Origin of the sequence: Hyphomonas sp. (assembly GCF_013823385.1) — a bacterium.
In the GTDB taxonomy this organism is placed as follows: domain Bacteria; phylum Pseudomonadota; class Alphaproteobacteria; order Caulobacterales; family Hyphomonadaceae; genus Hyphomonas.
This window is the reverse complement of the sequence record NZ_PNMA01000010.1, coordinates 50,981-66,969: the sequence shown is the minus strand read 5'-3', so window position 1 is coordinate 66,969 and position 15,989 is coordinate 50,981. Positions and strand designations below refer to the sequence as shown.

Genomic DNA, 15,989 nt, shown 5'->3' with positions numbered 1-15,989 from the left:
AAGCCCCAGAGTAGGAAGAACTAACTATGTCATTCATCAGAACTCTCGTTGCCGCCATGATGCTGGCGGCGGTCGTTTCTGTCTCGGCGGTTCAGGCAGCGCAAGCGCAGACCTCGGGCGTCATGGTCATCGACGACAACAAGATTTTCCTTGACAGCAAAGCAGGCAAGGACATCCAGACCAAGCTTCAGAACATCGAGAAGCAGATCAACAACGAGCTCGAGCCCACGCGCAAATCGCTCGAGACCGAAGCCAAGACCCTTCAGCCCAAACTCGAAGGCAAGACCCGCGAAGCGATTGCCGCTGATACGGCGCTCGTAAACGAGCTCGCTGCGTTTCAGAAGAAGAACAACGAACTGAACCAGAAGCGTGCCATCGCTGAGCGCGAATATGCGATGACCGCAGAAAAAGCCATCATCGACTTCAACAATGCGCTTGACCCGGTTCTCACCGAAGTCATTCGTGAAAAGAATGCCCAGGTTGTTCTTCTGAAGAGCCAGGTTGTGTTCTCCGCCGATGCCGTCGATGCAACGGCAGCTGTTATCCAGAAACTTGACGCGAAGACTGCCGCGATCGCTGTCACCCGTCAGAAACTGCCGACAGCGCCTCAGGGCGGTAACTGATAAGGTATTGCTGTGACGGTCGACACTCGATTCTATGCACCATTGGGGGCATTGACGCTGGAAGAGATTGCCGGCCGGACAGGAGCAACGCTTACAGGGGATGCTGGTTTAGAGATTTCCGGAATAGCTTCGGCGGCCAATGCAAAGGCCGCCGAAATTGCTTTCCTTGATGGAGACGGCAAAGCTGCGCCATCCCTAAGCCCTCACCTCCAAGCCGTCTTTGCCAATACGGCAATGAAGGGTTTTGTGCCGGAGGGCGTAGCCGTTCTGGAAACTTCCTTTCCGCGGCATGCGCACAGCGTCGTTGCCAGCGCGTTGTTCCGTCCACGGCATTTTGAAGCTTATGGTGTTGAGCCGATCTCTTCGCTGGCGCAAATCCATCCTGGCGCTTTGGTTCAGCCTGGCGCGGTGATCGGCCCCGGCGCGGCCATCGGGGAAGGGACGGTCATAGGCTCTAACGCCGTCATTGGCGCCGGCGTGCAGATTGGCCGCAACACGTCAATTGGCGCGAATGCCTCGGTCCATTGCGCATTGCTCGGCGATCATGTGACCGTTCTCGCCGGTGCCCGTATCGGTGAAACCGGTTTTGGCGTACTGGTCGGGCCGAATGGCGCTGAAGATGCGCCTCACTTCGGACGGGTGATCATACAGGATCATGCGACGCTGGGTGCCAATAGCTGCGTGGACCGCGGTGTATTTGAAGACACAATCATTGGTGAGCGGACGAAGATCGATAATCTCTGCCAGATCGCGCACAATGTTGTTCTGGGGCGCGGCGTTATCGTGGCTGCCTTTGGCGGCATCTCGGGTTCGGTACGTGTGGGCGATGGCTCGATGCTGGGAGGCCGTGTGGGTATCGCCGACCATGTTCAGGTAGGCGAGCGCGTGAGCCTTGCTGCGTCGGCCGGCCTTTTCAGGGATATCGAGAGCGGAGAGACTTGGGGTGGTACGCCCGCCAAACCGATCCGTCAGTGGATGCGAGAAGTCGCATGGTTGCAAAAGCAGGCCAATCCAAAGAAAAGCGGTTGATTGACGGAGTTGCCGTCAGAAGATCAGGAAGGTCCTCGCGATGAGCGTTGAGGTGCACCCCACATCAGTGGTCGAAAGCGGCGCCGTTCTGCACGATGGCGTACGCATAGGCCCGTTCTGTCATGTCGGGCCTATGGCAGAGCTCGGGGCTGGAACAGAACTTATCTCCCATGCCTCGGTCGTCGGGAATACAAAGCTGGGCGAAAACTGCCTGCTTTATCCCCACGCGGTCCTGGGATGCGGGCCACAGGTTCTGGGTATGCGAGAAACCCCGGACTCCCGACTGGAGATCGGCGCCGGAAGCGTTTTCCGCGAATATGCAACAGCGCATTCCGGCATCCCCAAGCATGGGGGGGTCACCAAGGTAGGCACCGCCTGTTACATCATGATCGGCGCCCATATCGCGCATGATTGCATCATCGGGAACAATGTCGTGATGGCGAACAATGTCTCCCTCGCGGGGCATATCGAGGTTGGCGACAATGTCTGGTTCGGAGGCCTCTCGGCTGTCCACCAGTTCAGCCGGGTTGGCCGGAACGCCTTCATCGGCGGGGGGGCCATCGTTGTGGATGACGTCATCCCATTCGGCTCGGTCGTCGGCAATCACGCGAAGCTGGCGGGCCTCAATACCGTTGGCCTGAAGCGCAGAGGGTTCACCAAGGCAGACCTTCACGAGATCCGGGCGGCCTACAAGGCTGTGTTCGAGGGAGAAGGTCTGTTCAAGGATCGTTTGACCCAGGCGGCCCGCAACTTCGCTGGAAAGCCGCTGGCAATGGAACTGATCAACTTTGTCCTTGAGGGCGGAGACCGCCCCATCTGCAAGCCGGCGTGACGCGATGACGGCGCCATTGGGACTTATCGCGGGTTTGGGAGAATTGCCGGTCGCGATTGCGGAGAACGCGGTTTCCACGGGACAGGGCGTTTACGTTCTGCGTCTCAAGGGCTTTGAGGAACCACGCCTTGAGAAGTTCGAAGGCAGCGTTGTCGGGCTCGGTGAGATCGGCGCAGTAATGGATCGCCTGAAAGCTGCGGGGTGCAAGGATGTTGTCTTTGCCGGGAATGTCAGCCGGCCGGACTTCAAGAACCTGAAGCTCGATTTCAAAGGGCTTTCTCTACTTCCGAAGGTCATTTCCGAGGCGCGCAAGGGCGATGATGCCCTGCTGCGTGTGCTTGTGGGTGAGTTTGAAAAAAACGGCTTCCGCGTTATCGGTAGTGATGTCGCCCATGCCAGCCTTCTGGCGCCCGCAGGGCTCATTGCGGGTCCTCAGCCCACTGAAGCCATGATGCAGGATGTACTGGTTGCCGCAAAGGTGGCGGCCGCCACCGGAACGCTGGACATCGGGCAGGGGTGTGTTGTCTGTGATGGGCTTGTCTTAGCCGTGGAGGCTCAGGAAGGCACCGACGAAATGCTGCGCCGCTGCGCGGATTTGCCTGCTGAAATCAGAGGAACGCCGGAGCAGCGCCGCGGCGTCCTCGCAAAGCGGCCCAAGCCGGTTCAGGAGCGGCGGATTGATCTGCCCACGACGGGTGTCTCTACGGTCGAGCTTGCGGCCGCAGCCGGTCTCGCCGGCATTGCGATAGAAGCCGGCGGCGCACTGATGCTCAACCGTGTACGGATGGAGCAGCGTGCGGCGGAACTCGGTATCTTCATTTACGGCTTTCCGCCTGAAATGGGTGTCTCGTGAGCACTTCAGACATTTATTTTGTCGCGGCGGAAGCTTCAGGCGATCTGCTCGCCCGAGAAGTCATCGACGCGCTCTGGCGATCAGACACGAGCCTTCGTATCCAGGGGATTGGCGGGGAACATCTCGCTGAAATTGGTATTGCCTCGCCCATTGATATTTCCCCTCTGTCCGTCCTCGGATTTCTGGAGGGCATCAAGGCATACGGCGATGTGGTCAAACTGGCTGACGCGGCAACAGAAGCAATCGTGGCAGCCGATCCAAAGGTCGTTGTTCTGGTGGATTCCTGGGGGTTCATGCTTCGCGTCGCCCAGAGGGTCAGGGCGAAAGCGCCGCACATCCGCCTGGTCAAGCTGATCGGCCCGCAAGTATGGGCAACCCGGCCTGGCCGCGCAAAGACGCTTGCGGCCACAGTCGATCATCTGCTCTGCATGCACGACATTGAGGTTCCCTATTACGAACCCTTCGGTTTGAAGACGACCGTGATCGGTAACCCTGCGCTTTCTCGGGGGGGGCAGGGGGATCGCGCGGGCTTCAGGCGCCGCCACGGCCTTACCGATGGAGACACCGCGCTCCTGGTCCTGCCTGGCAGCCGGAAAAGCGAAATTGCCCGCGTCGCCCCCGCGCTCATGGAGGCCGCCGCGCTCGTCAAGCGCGCCTTGCCCGGCACGCGGCTGTTTGTCGAGCCGGCCGAGAACGCAGCCGAGACGTTCCGCGAGGCGTTTCCGGAGGCGCCCGAACAGTTCACCGTCCTGACAGATGGGAGCCAACGATTCGATGCCATGGCCGCGGCAGATGTGGTTCTGGCCTGTTCTGGCACGGTGACCAGCGAAGTTGCCATGCAGGGCGCGCCGATGATCGTCGCCTACAAGACCGGCTGGGTTACCTGGTCCCTGGCGCGCGGGCTGCTCTACAAGAAGACCCACATCACGCTGCTGAATATCCTGAACGACGATACCTCGGTGGTGCCGGAATTCGTGCAGACGAAGCAGAAGCCCGAATTGATCGCCGCTCAGGCTATCAGCTGGATCAAGGAACCTGGCGCCCTGCAGCGCCAGCGGGAAGCGCAGGCGCAAGCGCTGACGCGGCTCCTGAAAGAAAAAACCCCGGCAGCGGTGCTCGCTGCCGGGGCTATTCTGGACGAATTCAAAGCCGGTTAGCGGCCATCCATCGGTTTGTAGTCCCGCATCGCCGCGCCGGTATAGATCTGGCGCGGACGGCCGATCTTCTGCGTGGGGTCTTCCAGCATCTCGTTCATCTGAGACACCCAGCCGACAGTACGCGCCACGGCGAAAAGCACCGTGAACATCTTGGTCGGGAAACCCATCGCTTCGAGGATGATGCCCGAATAGAAATCGACGTTCGGATAGAGTTTCTTGGCAACGAAATATTCGTCCTGGAGGGCAATGCGCTCCAGCTCCATGGCAACCTTGAGCAGCGGATGGTCACGCAGGTCGAGCGCGTCGAGCACTTCGTGAGCAGTTTTCTGCATCACTTTCGCGCGCGGATCGTAGTTCTTGTAAACGCGGTGACCAAAGCCCATCAGGCGCACGCCGCTGGACTTGTCCTTCACCTTCTTCACAAAATCCGGAACATTGCTGATGTCGCCGATTTCGCGCAGCTGGCGCAGGGCAGCTTCATTGGCGCCGCCATGGCTGGGGCCCCATAGGCTGGCAACACCTGCCGCAATTGCCGCGAAGGGGTGAGCGCCGGAGGAAGCCACGAGGCGGACGGTTGAGGTCGATGCGTTCTGCTCATGATCGGCGTGGAGCATGAAGAAGCGATCCATCGCGCGGGCGAGAACCGGGTTCACTTCATAGTCTTCGGCGGTCACCGAGAAGCACATGTTGAGGAAGTTTTCGGAGTAGGACAGACGGTTCAGCGGATCGACGAACTTCTGGCCCAAATTGTACTTCATGCAGCGCGCTGCGATGGTCGGCATCTTCGCGATCAGGCGGATGGAATCGCGGCGGCGCTCTTCGGGGTCTTCATTGCCCATGGCGCCCGGATAGAAGGCTGCCATGCCCCCGACGGTGCCGGTGAGCATCGCCATCGGATGGCTGTCACGGCGGAAACCGTCGAAGAAGCGGTCCTGCTGGGTGTGGAGCAGGGTGTGCTGGCGCACATCCTTGCCGAATGCCTCATATTCTTCCTTGGTCGGCAGTTCGCCGTTCAGGAGGAGGTAGCAGAGCTCCAGATAGCTTGATTTCTCGGCCAATTGCTCAATGGGGTAACCGCGGTGGAGCAGGATGCCTTCATCGCCGTCGATGAAGGTAATCTGGCTTTCACAGCTGCCTGTAGAGGTAAAACCAGGGTCGAGCGTGAAGTGGTCAACTTCTGCATAGAGTTTCCGGATGTCGATTACATTCGGGCCGTGCGTGCCAGAATACACTGGCAGCGTGACCGTCTTGCCTGCGACTTCAAGTTTGGCCGTTCCAGCGTCTTTAACCTTGTTTTCCATCAGCCTTTAACCCTGTTCCATTTCTGTTGGCCGGCGTCGACTTGCGTGTCAGCTGGCAAGTTGGTCGTCAATTCGTGCGAGCGTCTCTTCCCGGCCGAGCCATTCCATCACCGGCGCGAGGTCCGGTGCAGGAAGTCCGCCGGTAAGTGCGGCTCTGAGTGGCGGGCCTATCTGCCCCATAGATAGGCCTGTTGCGGCGCAATATGACTTTATCGTTTCCGAAATGCTAGCGCCTGACCACTGCGACATTCGCTGCAGTTCATCATACAGTCCCTTAAGACGAAGTTTCCCTTCGTCAGACAAGGCTTTACGTGCATTTTTATTCATCTCAAGGGGGCGCTTTACCCTGAGGAAATCGAACGCTGCCGCCAGTTCGATGAGGGTGGTTCCCCGGTCTTTCATGTGCGGCAGAGCGGCCCGAATCCGGTGCTGATCGCTGTCACTCAGAGGACCATTCGCGGACAAAATCGGACAAATCAGGTCAAACAGGCGCGCATCGTCGGCCAGGCGGATGAAGTGCGCGTTGACCGTTGCCAGCTTGTCGAGGTCCAGCCGGGCCGGGGCCTTGTTGATGCCGGAGACATCAAACAAGGCGATGGCTTCCTCGTCTGTGAATATCTCTTGGTCACCATGGCTCCACCCAAGACGGAGGAGGTAGGCCTTCATGGCCTCAGGCAGATAGCCCATGTCCCGGTAAGCCGTGGTGGAAAGGGCGCCATGGCGTTTGGAGAGCTTGGCGCCATCATTGCCGTGGATCATGGGAACATGGGAGAATTTGGGAACATCCCAGCCCATGGCCTCGTAGATCGGTACCTGGCGAAAGGTGTTGCGCAGATGGTCGTCGCCGCGAATGACATGGGTGACGCCCATATCGTGATCGTCGACCACCACCGCCAGCATATAGGTGGGCGTGCCATCAGCGCGGAGCATGATCAGATCGTCGATTTCCGACGCGTCGATGGTCACGCTGCCCTGAACGCCGTCTTCCACGGTGCGCGGGCCACTTTCAGGCGCGCGAAGGCGCACGGTGAAGGGCGCGTCGGGAGAGGGCGCTGGCGCGCCATCCCGGTAAGGCGACCGGAAGGGCGCCAGAAGTTGCGATGCTTCCGCCAGCAGGGCTTCCCGCGCTGCTTCGCTGAGGCCTTCCTCGCGGGCGGCCAGGCGCTTCTCCTCGCCCAGATCCCGGCGGGCCTGAAGCTCCTCGGCCGTTACGTAGCATTTGAAGGCGGTGCCGCGCTCGATCATCTCATGCGCTACAGCGGCGTGACGCGCCACCTGCGCTGATTGCATCACCGGCGGCTCATCCGGCGTCAGGCCCAGCCATTGCATGGCGTCCAGAATGGCGTCGGTTGCCGCCTGGGTGGAGCGCTCGCGGTCAGTATCCTCAATTCGCAGGAGAAACCGCCCGCCATTACGGCGCGCAAACAAATAGTTGAAAAGTGCCGTCCGAGCGCCTCCAATATGCAGCATTCCCGTTGGGGATGGGGCAAATCGAGTAACGACGGACATCCTGTGGCACGCTCCGACTGACCGGCGCTGTGGCCGCTGTTGGGGTGGTCAAACACGAGGACGGGGCGAAGTGCAAGAGGGGGACGGTTTCTTCCGGAAGCTCATGCGGGATACGGCCAGCGTTGTGGGCGTGGATTCCCGGCCGCTGCTGCTGGCATTTGCCATGTGCGCGGGCGCTGCCGCCTACCTGTCAGTGCCGTTTGAGCCTACGCGTATCGAAGTGGCTACGCTCTTTGGTGCGGTAGCGCCGATGTTTCTGCTTGTCCGCTGGGCGCACCGGTCAGACTTCACATACGCGCTCGCCGTTTGCCTGTTTGGGGCTGTCATTGGCTTTTCGGCGGGGGCTCTGCGCACCTGGCGGGTGGAGGCGCCCGTGATTACCGCAGAGACCCGCCCCGTCATGCTGGAAGGGTGGGTCGCGAATATCGAACCCGGCGAAAAAGGCGCGCGCCTCAAGATCAAGGTTCACTCCATCGCAGGCTTTCCTGCAGACCTGCAGCCGGAATTGGTGAGGGTGACCCACCGCGCCCGGCTGGAGGTATCATCGGGCCGGTTCGTGCGGTGCTGGGTGGTGCTTCGCCCACCGCCTTCACCCACCCTGCCGGGGGATTATGATTTCCGGCGGCAGGCTTATTTCCAGAAGCTTGGCGCGGTCGGCTATGTGCAGGGGCGCTGCCGGGGCGGGGTTCTCGGGGCGCCGGACAGCGTGAGGGATCAGGCAGCGCTCTGGATATCTGCCCAGCGCAGGCTGCTCTCCAGCTATGTGAATGAGGCGGCCGGGGAGCGGGCAGGCGGCCTCGCCGCAGCCCTGATCGCCGGGGACCGGAGCTTTCTGCGCCCGGAGGATCAGAACGCTCTGAGGGATACCGGCCTCGCCCATCTGCTGGCCATATCCGGTCTCCATCTCTCTATCGTCGGGGGGCTGACCTTTTTCCTCATCCGGCGGTCGCTGGTACTGATTGAACCGCTGGCCTTGAGGGTGCCCGTGCAGAAAATTGCTGCGGTCATCGCCCTGATCACCTGCGCAGCCTATCTTATAGTTTCCGGCGCAAGCGTTTCGACGCAGCGGGCCTTCATCATGGCCGCGATCGTTTTCCTCGCAGTCATCTTCGATCGCGCCGCCATCAGCCTGCGGACCTTTGCGATTGCGCTGATCGTCATCGTTCTGCTCCAGCCCGAAAGCGTGGTGACGCCGGGTTTTCAGATGTCCTTCGCGGCCACCGGCGGCCTTATCGCCACTTATGAAGTCTGGCGAAATCACCGGTCCAGCCGAGAGCGCGTTCTTGGACCAATCGGCTTTGCCTGGGCCTCGATCATCATGACCTCCGTTGTCTCGGACGCAGCGACGGCGCCGTTTTCCTTCTTTCACTTCGACCGGCTGTCTCCCGTCGGGCTCTTCGCCAATTTCGCCATCATGCCCGTGGTCACGTTTGTCACCGCGCCGGCGGCGGCGCTCACGGTCATCCTTGCACTGTTCGGGCAAGCCGAACTCGGGCTGCGGCTTCTGGGCCAGTCGCTCGAACTGGTGCTCAACATGACGCATTTTTTCTACAATCTCTCCCCCGGCGTCATCCGCATGCCGGTTCCCATGCCGCCGCTGGCGCTGGTGTTTCTGTCGCTGGCCTTGGGGGCGATGATGGCCTTCGCTGGTTGGGCCCGCCTGATCGGCGCAGCATGCCTGCTGGCTCCAGCCATCTGGCTCTGGAGTACGGCGCCGAAAGTGGTGCTCCACTGGTCTGCTTCCGGCGATGTCTTCATCGCAGATACGCAAGGCATGGTTTCGCGCCTTGAATTTGTCGACGGGGATGGTCTGCCGCCCTTGCGATTCTCCGAAGCTCCCGACAGGGAAGGGTGTGGCCTTGAAGCGTGCCAATACCCCTCGTTTTCAGGTCTGAGCATCACAGCCCTCGGCCCGGCAGAGCGGAATAAAAAGGCCGATACGGAGCAGGCACCCGATACGATCCGTATCCAGATATTGAGAGAAGGCGCGGCAAGCGGTGACCTCACCTTTACCTGGACGCAGGCAAGAGAGGCGGGCGGCATCACCGTCTATGCACGGGATGAAGACCTCTATGTGGTGCAGATACAAAACTGCACCGAACGCCCCTGGCGCCGGTGCAGTGAGAATGGCCTGGCGCAGCCCTCAGGCGGCGCTCGGGAGTATTTCGAGCGGCTTATTCGTACCGCCGGATAAGCGCGACGAGACGGCCCTGCACCTCAACCCGGTCTGGCCCGAAGATGCGGGTTTCAAAGGCGGGGTTTGCCGCCTCAAGCGCCACAGACGCCCCCTTGCGGCGCAGGCGTTTCAAGGTCGCTTCCTCGCCATCGATCAGCGCCACAACAATGTCGCCCGTCTGCGCCGTATTGGTGCGCTTCAGGATGACGGTATCGCCATTGAGGATACCGGCCTGGATCATCGAATCGCCCTGAACCTCGAGGGCGAAATAATCATCGCCTTCCGGAAGCCCGCCGGGGCTGGCCACCTGGCCATTGTCCTGCTGGATGGCAGAGATGGGTGACCCTGCCGCGATGCGGCCGACGAGCGGGATCATGCCGGCGATGCGGGGCGTTTCCACGCCCTGATTGGTGACCAGGGCCGGGCGGAAATCCCGCCGCTGGCGGGCATTGGGCGGCGGAATGGCGGACTCGGGCAGCTTCAACACTTCAAGGGCCCGCGCCCGGTTTGCCAGGCGGCGGATGAAGCCGCGTTCTTCCAGCGCCGTAATCAGCCGGTGGATGCCGGACTTGGAAGCGAGATCAAGCGCTTCCTTCATTTCATCAAAGGAGGGCGAAACCCCGGTTTCCTTGATGCGATCATTGATGAAGAGCAGCAGCTCTTTCTGCTTGGTTGTGAGCATGGAGCGGTTCCCGATGCGAATCTCTGTTCGCTTTTGTTCTACAAGCGTTCCCTGTTCGGGTCAATCTCAACAGGCGAGTTTCAGGCGCTTTACCTGCTCGGAACGCGAGGCGCCCTGTTTCATGAGCCACTCGCCGATCAGGAAACGCCGTGAACCGACCTTTCGCAGGCGGATGATGCTCTCCGGGTCGGCAATGCCGCTTTCTGAAACAAGATGCCGGCCGGCAGGAAGCATCGGCGCGAGGCGCTCGGTAGTGGTCAGATCCGTAACCATCTTCTTGAGGTCCCGATTGTTGACGCCAATCAGGGGGGAAGGGAGACGCAGGGCGCGCTCCATTTCCGCTTCGTCATGCGTCTCGATCAGCACATCCATGCCAAGATCCGTCGCGCAGTGATGAAGCTCTGCCGCCAGAGTATCGTCCACGGCCGACATGATGATCAAGATACAGTCTGCACCATGTGCCCGCGCTTCGATGATCTGTATGGGATCGATCATGAAGTCCTTGCGAAGCATCGGCATGCTGACGGCAGCGCGGATGGCTTCAAAATCGGCAAGACTGCCGCCGAAGCTCGGCATATCTGTCAGCACGGAAAGGCAGGCAGCGCCACCGCGCTCATAGTCCTGCGCGATTTCGACAGGATCCGCGCCCGGCAGGATATCGCCCGCCGAAGGGCTCTTGCGCTTGATCTCGCAGATCAGCGCATTCTGGCCTGCGTCTGCTACATCAGTCAGCGCCGCAGCGAAACCGCGAACAGGAGAGGCGGCCCTGGCCGCTGCCTCGAGGTCCGCGAGCGAGCGGGCCGCCTTGAGCGCGCGCACTTCGTCATGCTTGTAATCAATGATGCGGTCGAGCGCAGTTTTCATGGCCTAGTCGCTTTCCCGTGAGGTGCGCACGAGCGTGTTCAGCGTTTCGCGGGCGGCGCCGCTGTCGATCGCTTCGGCGGCGCGCGCAACGCCTGCGGGCAGATCGGACACAAGTCCGCTCACCAGAAGGCCCGCTGCGGCGTTGAAAAGAACGATGTCGCGGAAAGGCCCTTCGCGGCCGTCGAGCAGGTCACGGATGGCCGCCGCGTTCTCTTCCGGCGCGCCGCCCTCGATGGCTGAGATCGGATGGACAGGTAGGCCAGCGTCCGAAGGTGTCAGCTGGAAATGGCGGACGGAGTCCGGGGTGACCTCACAGACTTCCGTGGGGCCAGAGATCGAGATTTCGTCGATGCCGGCGAGGCCATGCACGACCCAGGCGCGGCGGGTGCCGAGCGCCTTGAGCGCTTCGGCCATCGGGATAACCCACTGCCGGTCATATACACCGAGCACGGAATATTCGGCGCCAGCAGGGTTCGAGAGCGGGCCGAGGAGGTTGAAAATCGTGCGGATACCAAGCTTCTGGCGGATTGGCGCCACATGCCGCATGGCGGAATGATAGCTGCGGGCAAAGAGGAAGCCGACACCCGCCTGATCAAGACACGCCCGGAAGGCTGTGTCGCTGAGCTCTAGCTGAAGGCCGAGGGCTTCGAGCACGTCCGCCGAGCCTGTCTTGGGCGGCACGGAGCGGTTACCATGCTTGGCGACCCGGCCGCCGGAAGCGGCAATCACGATAGCGCTGGCGGTGGAGGTGTTGAGCGATTTCCAGGGCAGGCCGCCGGTGCCGCAGGTGTCGAGCAGCGGGCCATCGACACTGACGCGGCGGGCATGGCGCCGCATGATGCGGGCGCCAGCGGTGAGTTCATTTGCCGTCTCGCCGCGCACCGTGAGGCCAGCCAGGAACGCGCCGACTTCTTCCGGCGCGGCCTCACCGGAAAGCAGCGTATCGAACGCGCCCTCCAGCATGCCCTCCTCAAGCGGAAGACCGCGCGCGATTGCCTGGATGGCCGAATTGAGAGCGCTTTCGCTCACTGCTTCACCTGCTTGAGAAAGTTCTTGAGGAGGGCATGGCCATGCTCAGTCAGGATGCTCTCCGGATGGAACTGGACCCCGTAGATGGGGCGGGTCTTGTGATGGACGGCCATGATCTCTCCGTCGTCGGTATAGGCGTCGGCGAGGAGGCTGTCTGGAAGGTCATCCGTGCGGATTGCGAGGGAATGATACCGCACGACCCGATACCGCTCCGGCAATCCTTCGAAGAGGCCGGTCTGATTGGTCGAGATTTCGGAAATCTTGCCATGGCGTATCTCGCGCGCGCTGACCACGGCGCCGCCAAAGGCTTGGCCAATGGCCTGGTGGCCAAGGCAGACGCCCAGAATGGGTAGGCTCTCGGGCGCCGCCTTCAAGAGGTCGAGGCAGATGCCGGCCTCATTCGGCGTGCAGGGGCCGGGGGAGAGCAGGACGGCATCCGGCTTCAGCGCGAGCGCTTCTTCCACCGTCAGCTGATCATTGCGTACGACATGTGTATGGGCGCCGAGTTCCTCAAGATAATGAACGAGGTTCCAGGTGAAGCTGTCATAATTGTCGATGACGAGGATCATTGATCGTGCTCATAGGCTGCGGCGAGTTCGGCGGCGCGCTTCAGGGCGCCGGACTTGTGGACGGTCTCGTCAAACTCATACTGCGCGTCGGAATCCAGCACCACGCCGCCACCCGCCTGGATGTGCAGCATGCCATCCTTGAGCACCGCCGTGCGCAGCGCAATGCAGGTGTCGAGATCGCCATTCCAGCCGAAATAGCCAACCGCGCCGCCATAAATTCCGCGGCGGTGGGTTTCCACCTCATTGATGATCTGCATGGCACGGATCTTGGGCGCGCCGGAGACGGTGCCAGCCGGGAACCCGGCGAACAGGGCATCAACCGCATCCAGGCCGGGGCGCAGATTGCCTTCCACATGGCTGACGATGTGCATCACATGGCTGTAGCGCTCGACGATGAACTGCTCTGTCACTTCCACAGAACCATAGGCTGCCACCCGGCCCACATCATTCCGGCCAAGGTCCAGCAGCATCAGGTGTTCGGCGCGTTCCTTGGGATCATTCAGCAGGTCTTCAGCGCGCAGGGCATCTTCCGCCGGATTGCCGCTGCGCGGACGCGTGCCGGCAATGGGGCGGATCGCGACACGCCCCTCGCGCAGCCGCACGAGGATTTCGGGGCTTGACCCAACCAGGCGAACATCGCCCAGATTGATATGGAACATGAAGGCAGAGGGATTCAGCCGCCGCAGGGCGCGGTAAAGGCTGATCGATTTCTGCCGGAACGGCGCCGAGAAACGCTGGCTCGGCACCACCTGGAAGATGTCGCCCGCCTTGATATAGTCCCGGCAGGTCTCGACGATTTCGAAATAGCGCTCCTTCGGCGTATCAGACACCAGCGACACCTGCTGCGCCACGCCGTCCTTCGGGGGCAGTGACGGCAGGCTTTCCAGCCGCTTCTCAACCTCGTCCAGCAGGGCATTCACGGCCGCTTCATCGCTTCCGCCAATGCGGCCGATCAGCAGCAGCTCCTGATAGATGTGATCGAAGATCACCATCACCTGCGGAATAACGAGCAGCGCCTCGGGCACATCCAGCTGATCGGGCTTTGTGATCGAGACAGGTTCGACGTGCTGGATCATGTCGTAACCAACATATCCGAATGCGCCCGATGCCATGGGGGGCAGGGCCTCTGAGGTTTCCGCCCGCGCAGTCTCCGCAAACTTCCGCAGGGCATCTACCGGAGCTTCTGCAAGCGTGCGCGCCTCCGCAAAATCTGCCGAGCGGCTGGTCTGGGCCACGCCGTTCTTGATACGGAACCACACCTCCGGCTTCAGACCGATGAAGGAATACCGCCCAAGCCGCTCGCCCCCGGCGATGGACTCGAACAGAAAGCTGCCCGGATCATCCGATCCAAGCTTCATCATGGCGCCAACCGGCGTTTCGATATCGCCGATGCGCCGCCTTACGATCAGGCGCGCTGTCATTGGGCCGCCGTGATCGTTCGCTTGTAGGCCGCAACCGCTGCCGCATTTTCCCGAACCTTCACGGCGCGGCGGATCTCGTCATCCACCGCCGTTTCGAGATCGGATACCAGCGAATTGGTCACATCTGCCGAAGAGGCCGCGCTCATGCTGGCCAGCACGTCTGCGCTGGGCGGCGTGACGGTCAACACCTTGAGAATGGCAAACATCGAACCGTTGCCTGTCGGCAGGCTGATCACGCTGCCGGCCGGGTTGTTGAAGGTCGCCTGCATCAGCGGTCCGGGAATGCCCATGGCCTGGGCGTTGGCGCGGGAGACAGGTTCCGGCAGACGGTCAACTTCCGTTCCCGCCTGCGCCGCCGCTGCTTCCAGTGTCAGCGCGCCGCTGCGGATCCGGTCCGTGAGGGCATCGACAGCAGCTTGCGCCGCATTGGCCGCCCGCTCGGCGACAATCATCGCTCGAACGCGCTCCTTGATCACCTCAAGCTCCGGCGTCGCGGCCGGAACGATGCGGCGCGGAGAGACAAGCACCACCGAACTCGATACATCGAACCGGCTGCTGATTTCATTCTGCGGCAGGCGGAAAGCCTGGGGGAGCGCTTCGGGAACGTCTGCCAGCATCGAAATGCGCTGGCCGTCCGCCGTCATGCCATTCTGATCGATCGGGGCCAGGCTGAACACCGGAACGCCGATATCCTCGGCGATCTGATGGAGATCATGCCCGGCAGACAGCGCTTCATCCAGCGTATCCAGAGCCGCCGAGAACAGAAGCTGGGCGCGTTCCCGGGCGAGACCAAGGCGAATTTCCTCGCCGACCTCTTCCAGCGGTTTGACAGCGCCGGGTTGGACAGAGATCAGCCGCGCCACCATCCACTGACCGTTCACTTCGCGCGGCCCAAACATGGCGCCGCTCTGCTTGCCGGGGCCGAACATCGCGTCCCGCAGCGTGGTGTCGGACAGTTCTTCAGCTCTCGCCGTGCGCATCTGAATTGAGTTGGCGCCGGTCACGCTGTTGGGATCGGCGCCGCCGGCCAGAAGGCCGAAAGCTGTGCGCGCCGCATCGCGGCTGGGGAACATCAACTCGGCATAGGTGCGCTGGTCTGGCGCGGCGAAGCGTTCCGACTTGGTCGCCTCATATACCGTGGCCACTTCCTGATCCGTGACCTCGACCTTGCCGGTGAAGTCATCGGTCGACATGCGCAGTACATCCAGCGCGCGCCGCTCAGGGTGTTTCAGGCGTTCGATATGCTCGTCATAATATGCCTTGATATCCGCATCCGTGGGGGCGGCGGGGGCAGGCGCTTTCGAGGCATCATAAAGGAACCAGGCCACCTCGCGCGTTTCGCCGAGGTAATTGGCCTGAATGTTTGACAGGATGTCGGGCGCATACACCGCCGAACCCGCAGCCCGGCTGAGCGCGCGAATGAGAATATCGTCCTGCAGCTGGCGCTCGAACTGGGCAGGCGTCATGCCCAGCTGGGCGATGCGATCCCGGAAGATGGCCGCGTCCAGTTCGCCGGTAAGCGGGTTCTGGAACGCCGGAATGTTGTTCATCTCTTCCACCACCGCCTTGGGCGAGGGGGAAATGCCGATGCTTTCACCATAACCCAGGCGCGTGATGCGGGCTTTCTCGACTTCCACGATCTGGTCGATGAGCCCTTCTTCCAGGGCCTCTGACTTGCTCATCGGGCGCTCGGCCGTGGCGTTGATGTTCCGCAGGACCGTTTCGACGCGGAAATCCAGGTCTGCCGGATCAAGGCCGCGTGTGCCGGCGCTGACGATGTTCGCGCCAAGGCCGCTGCGCACCTGGCTGAAGATCTGATCCACACCCCAGAGCGCCATGCCGACAACGACGATCATCAGAACCAGCTTCCCCAACGGGGAACGGGTCAGCTTCTTCATAAGTGCGAGCATACGGCGCTTCTCTTATTTCTGGGGTTTGCCGGGT

Annotated in this window: 14 protein-coding genes; 6 read left to right on the top strand and 8 right to left on the bottom strand. The window is 61.5% G+C overall.

Annotation, left to right across the window (positions count from 1 at the left end; genetic code table 11):
• The first annotated feature begins 26 nt into the window (after positions 1-26).
• Genes C0456_RS08235 through C0456_RS08215 form a run of 5 tightly spaced genes read left to right on the top strand, consistent with a single transcriptional unit; the run spans position 27 to position 4,494 of the window.
• Positions 27-623 carry an OmpH family outer membrane protein gene (locus tag C0456_RS08235; protein WP_291050411.1) on the top strand — a complete coding sequence of 199 codons (597 nt, stop codon included), beginning with the start codon at positions 27-29 and terminating at the stop codon, positions 621-623.
• Positions 624-635: 12 nt separating this feature from the next.
• A complete protein-coding gene (gene lpxD, locus C0456_RS08230; protein ID WP_291050410.1) occupies positions 636-1,652 on the top strand; it encodes a UDP-3-O-(3-hydroxymyristoyl)glucosamine N-acyltransferase in 1,017 nt (338 codons plus the stop codon).
• Between the two features lie 40 nt (positions 1,653-1,692).
• A complete protein-coding gene (gene lpxA / locus C0456_RS08225; protein WP_291050409.1) occupies positions 1,693-2,484 on the top strand; it encodes an acyl-ACP--UDP-N-acetylglucosamine O-acyltransferase in 792 nt (263 codons plus the stop codon).
• A gap of 4 nt (positions 2,485-2,488) precedes the next feature.
• Positions 2,489-3,337, top strand: a complete 849-nt coding sequence (locus C0456_RS08220; RefSeq protein WP_291050408.1) for an LpxI family protein — start codon at positions 2,489-2,491, stop codon at positions 3,335-3,337.
• Complete coding sequence (locus C0456_RS08215) at positions 3,334-4,494, top strand: lipid-A-disaccharide synthase (protein WP_291050407.1); 1,161 nt, start codon at positions 3,334-3,336, stop codon at positions 4,492-4,494. The genes C0456_RS08220 and C0456_RS08215 overlap by 4 nt, the downstream gene beginning before the upstream one ends.
• Here C0456_RS08215 and C0456_RS08210 read toward each other — a convergent pair.
• Together C0456_RS08210 and gltX are read right to left on the bottom strand one after the other, a co-directional pair.
• Positions 4,491-5,795 (bottom strand): citrate synthase, encoded by a 1,305-nt coding sequence (locus tag C0456_RS08210; RefSeq protein ID WP_291050406.1) that lies wholly within the window; start codon positions 5,793-5,795, stop codon positions 4,491-4,493. The two genes, C0456_RS08215 and C0456_RS08210, sit on opposite strands and share 4 nt — an antisense overlap.
• A 48-nt stretch (positions 5,796-5,843) precedes the next feature.
• A complete protein-coding gene (gltX, locus tag C0456_RS08205; protein WP_291050405.1) occupies positions 5,844-7,304 on the bottom strand; it encodes a glutamate--tRNA ligase in 1,461 nt (486 codons plus the stop codon).
• A 103-nt stretch (positions 7,305-7,407) separates the two neighbouring features.
• Between gltX and C0456_RS08200 the strand changes: the two genes are divergently transcribed.
• Positions 7,408-9,498: a ComEC/Rec2 family competence protein gene (locus C0456_RS08200; protein ID WP_291050404.1), complete on the top strand. Its 2,091-nt coding sequence runs from the start codon at positions 7,408-7,410 to the stop codon at positions 9,496-9,498.
• On the opposite strand, the gene lexA is transcribed toward C0456_RS08200, so the two are convergent.
• From lexA to C0456_RS08170, 6 genes are all read right to left on the bottom strand, one after another.
• Positions 9,479-10,162 (bottom strand): transcriptional repressor LexA, encoded by a 684-nt coding sequence (lexA, locus tag C0456_RS08195; protein ID WP_291050403.1) that lies wholly within the window; start codon positions 10,160-10,162, stop codon positions 9,479-9,481. The two genes, C0456_RS08200 and lexA, sit on opposite strands and share 20 nt — an antisense overlap.
• A 66-nt stretch (positions 10,163-10,228) precedes the next feature.
• Positions 10,229-11,026: an indole-3-glycerol phosphate synthase TrpC gene (gene trpC / locus C0456_RS08190; RefSeq protein WP_291050402.1), complete on the bottom strand. Its 798-nt coding sequence runs from the start codon at positions 11,024-11,026 to the stop codon at positions 10,229-10,231.
• A 3-nt stretch (positions 11,027-11,029) separates the two neighbouring features.
• Positions 11,030-12,055 carry an anthranilate phosphoribosyltransferase gene (trpD, locus tag C0456_RS08185; RefSeq protein WP_291050401.1) on the bottom strand — a complete coding sequence of 342 codons (1,026 nt, stop codon included), beginning with the start codon at positions 12,053-12,055 and terminating at the stop codon, positions 11,030-11,032.
• A complete protein-coding gene (locus tag C0456_RS08180; protein WP_291050399.1) occupies positions 12,052-12,624 on the bottom strand; it encodes an aminodeoxychorismate/anthranilate synthase component II in 573 nt (190 codons plus the stop codon). Before C0456_RS08180 ends, trpD begins: the two co-directional genes overlap by 4 nt.
• Entirely contained in the window at positions 12,621-14,045 is a 1,425-nt protein-coding gene (gene trpE, locus C0456_RS08175; protein WP_291050397.1) for an anthranilate synthase component I, read from the bottom strand. Before trpE ends, C0456_RS08180 begins: the two co-directional genes overlap by 4 nt.
• Positions 14,042-15,955, bottom strand: a complete 1,914-nt coding sequence (locus C0456_RS08170) for a peptidylprolyl isomerase (protein ID WP_291050395.1) — start codon at positions 15,953-15,955, stop codon at positions 14,042-14,044. Before C0456_RS08170 ends, trpE begins: the two co-directional genes overlap by 4 nt.
• Between the last annotated feature and the right edge of the window lie 34 nt (positions 15,956-15,989).

Excerpts from the sequence above, each read along its gene's own strand:
- C0456_RS08220 (WP_291050408.1), top strand. The coding sequence starts at position 2,489 with ATGACGGCGCCATTGGGACTTATCGCGGGTTTGGGAGAATTGCCGGTC.
- C0456_RS08210 (WP_291050406.1), bottom strand. The coding sequence starts at position 5,795 with ATGGAAAACAAGGTTAAAGACGCTGGAACGGCCAAACTTGAAGTCGCA.
- C0456_RS08180 (WP_291050399.1), bottom strand. The coding sequence starts at position 12,624 with ATGATCCTCGTCATCGACAATTATGACAGCTTCACCTGGAACCTCGTT.
- lexA (WP_291050403.1), bottom strand. The coding sequence starts at position 10,162 with ATGCTCACAACCAAGCAGAAAGAGCTGCTGCTCTTCATCAATGATCGC.
- lpxA (WP_291050409.1), top strand. The coding sequence starts at position 1,693 with ATGAGCGTTGAGGTGCACCCCACATCAGTGGTCGAAAGCGGCGCCGTT.
- C0456_RS08235 (WP_291050411.1), top strand. The coding sequence starts at position 27 with ATGTCATTCATCAGAACTCTCGTTGCCGCCATGATGCTGGCGGCGGTC.
- trpE (WP_291050397.1), bottom strand. The coding sequence starts at position 14,045 with ATGACAGCGCGCCTGATCGTAAGGCGGCGCATCGGCGATATCGAAACG.
- C0456_RS08200 (WP_291050404.1), top strand. The coding sequence starts at position 7,408 with ATGCGGGATACGGCCAGCGTTGTGGGCGTGGATTCCCGGCCGCTGCTG.
- trpC (WP_291050402.1), bottom strand. The coding sequence starts at position 11,026 with ATGAAAACTGCGCTCGACCGCATCATTGATTACAAGCATGACGAAGTG.
- C0456_RS08170 (WP_291050395.1), bottom strand. The coding sequence starts at position 15,955 with ATGCTCGCACTTATGAAGAAGCTGACCCGTTCCCCGTTGGGGAAGCTG.
- gltX (WP_291050405.1), bottom strand. The coding sequence starts at position 7,304 with ATGTCCGTCGTTACTCGATTTGCCCCATCCCCAACGGGAATGCTGCAT.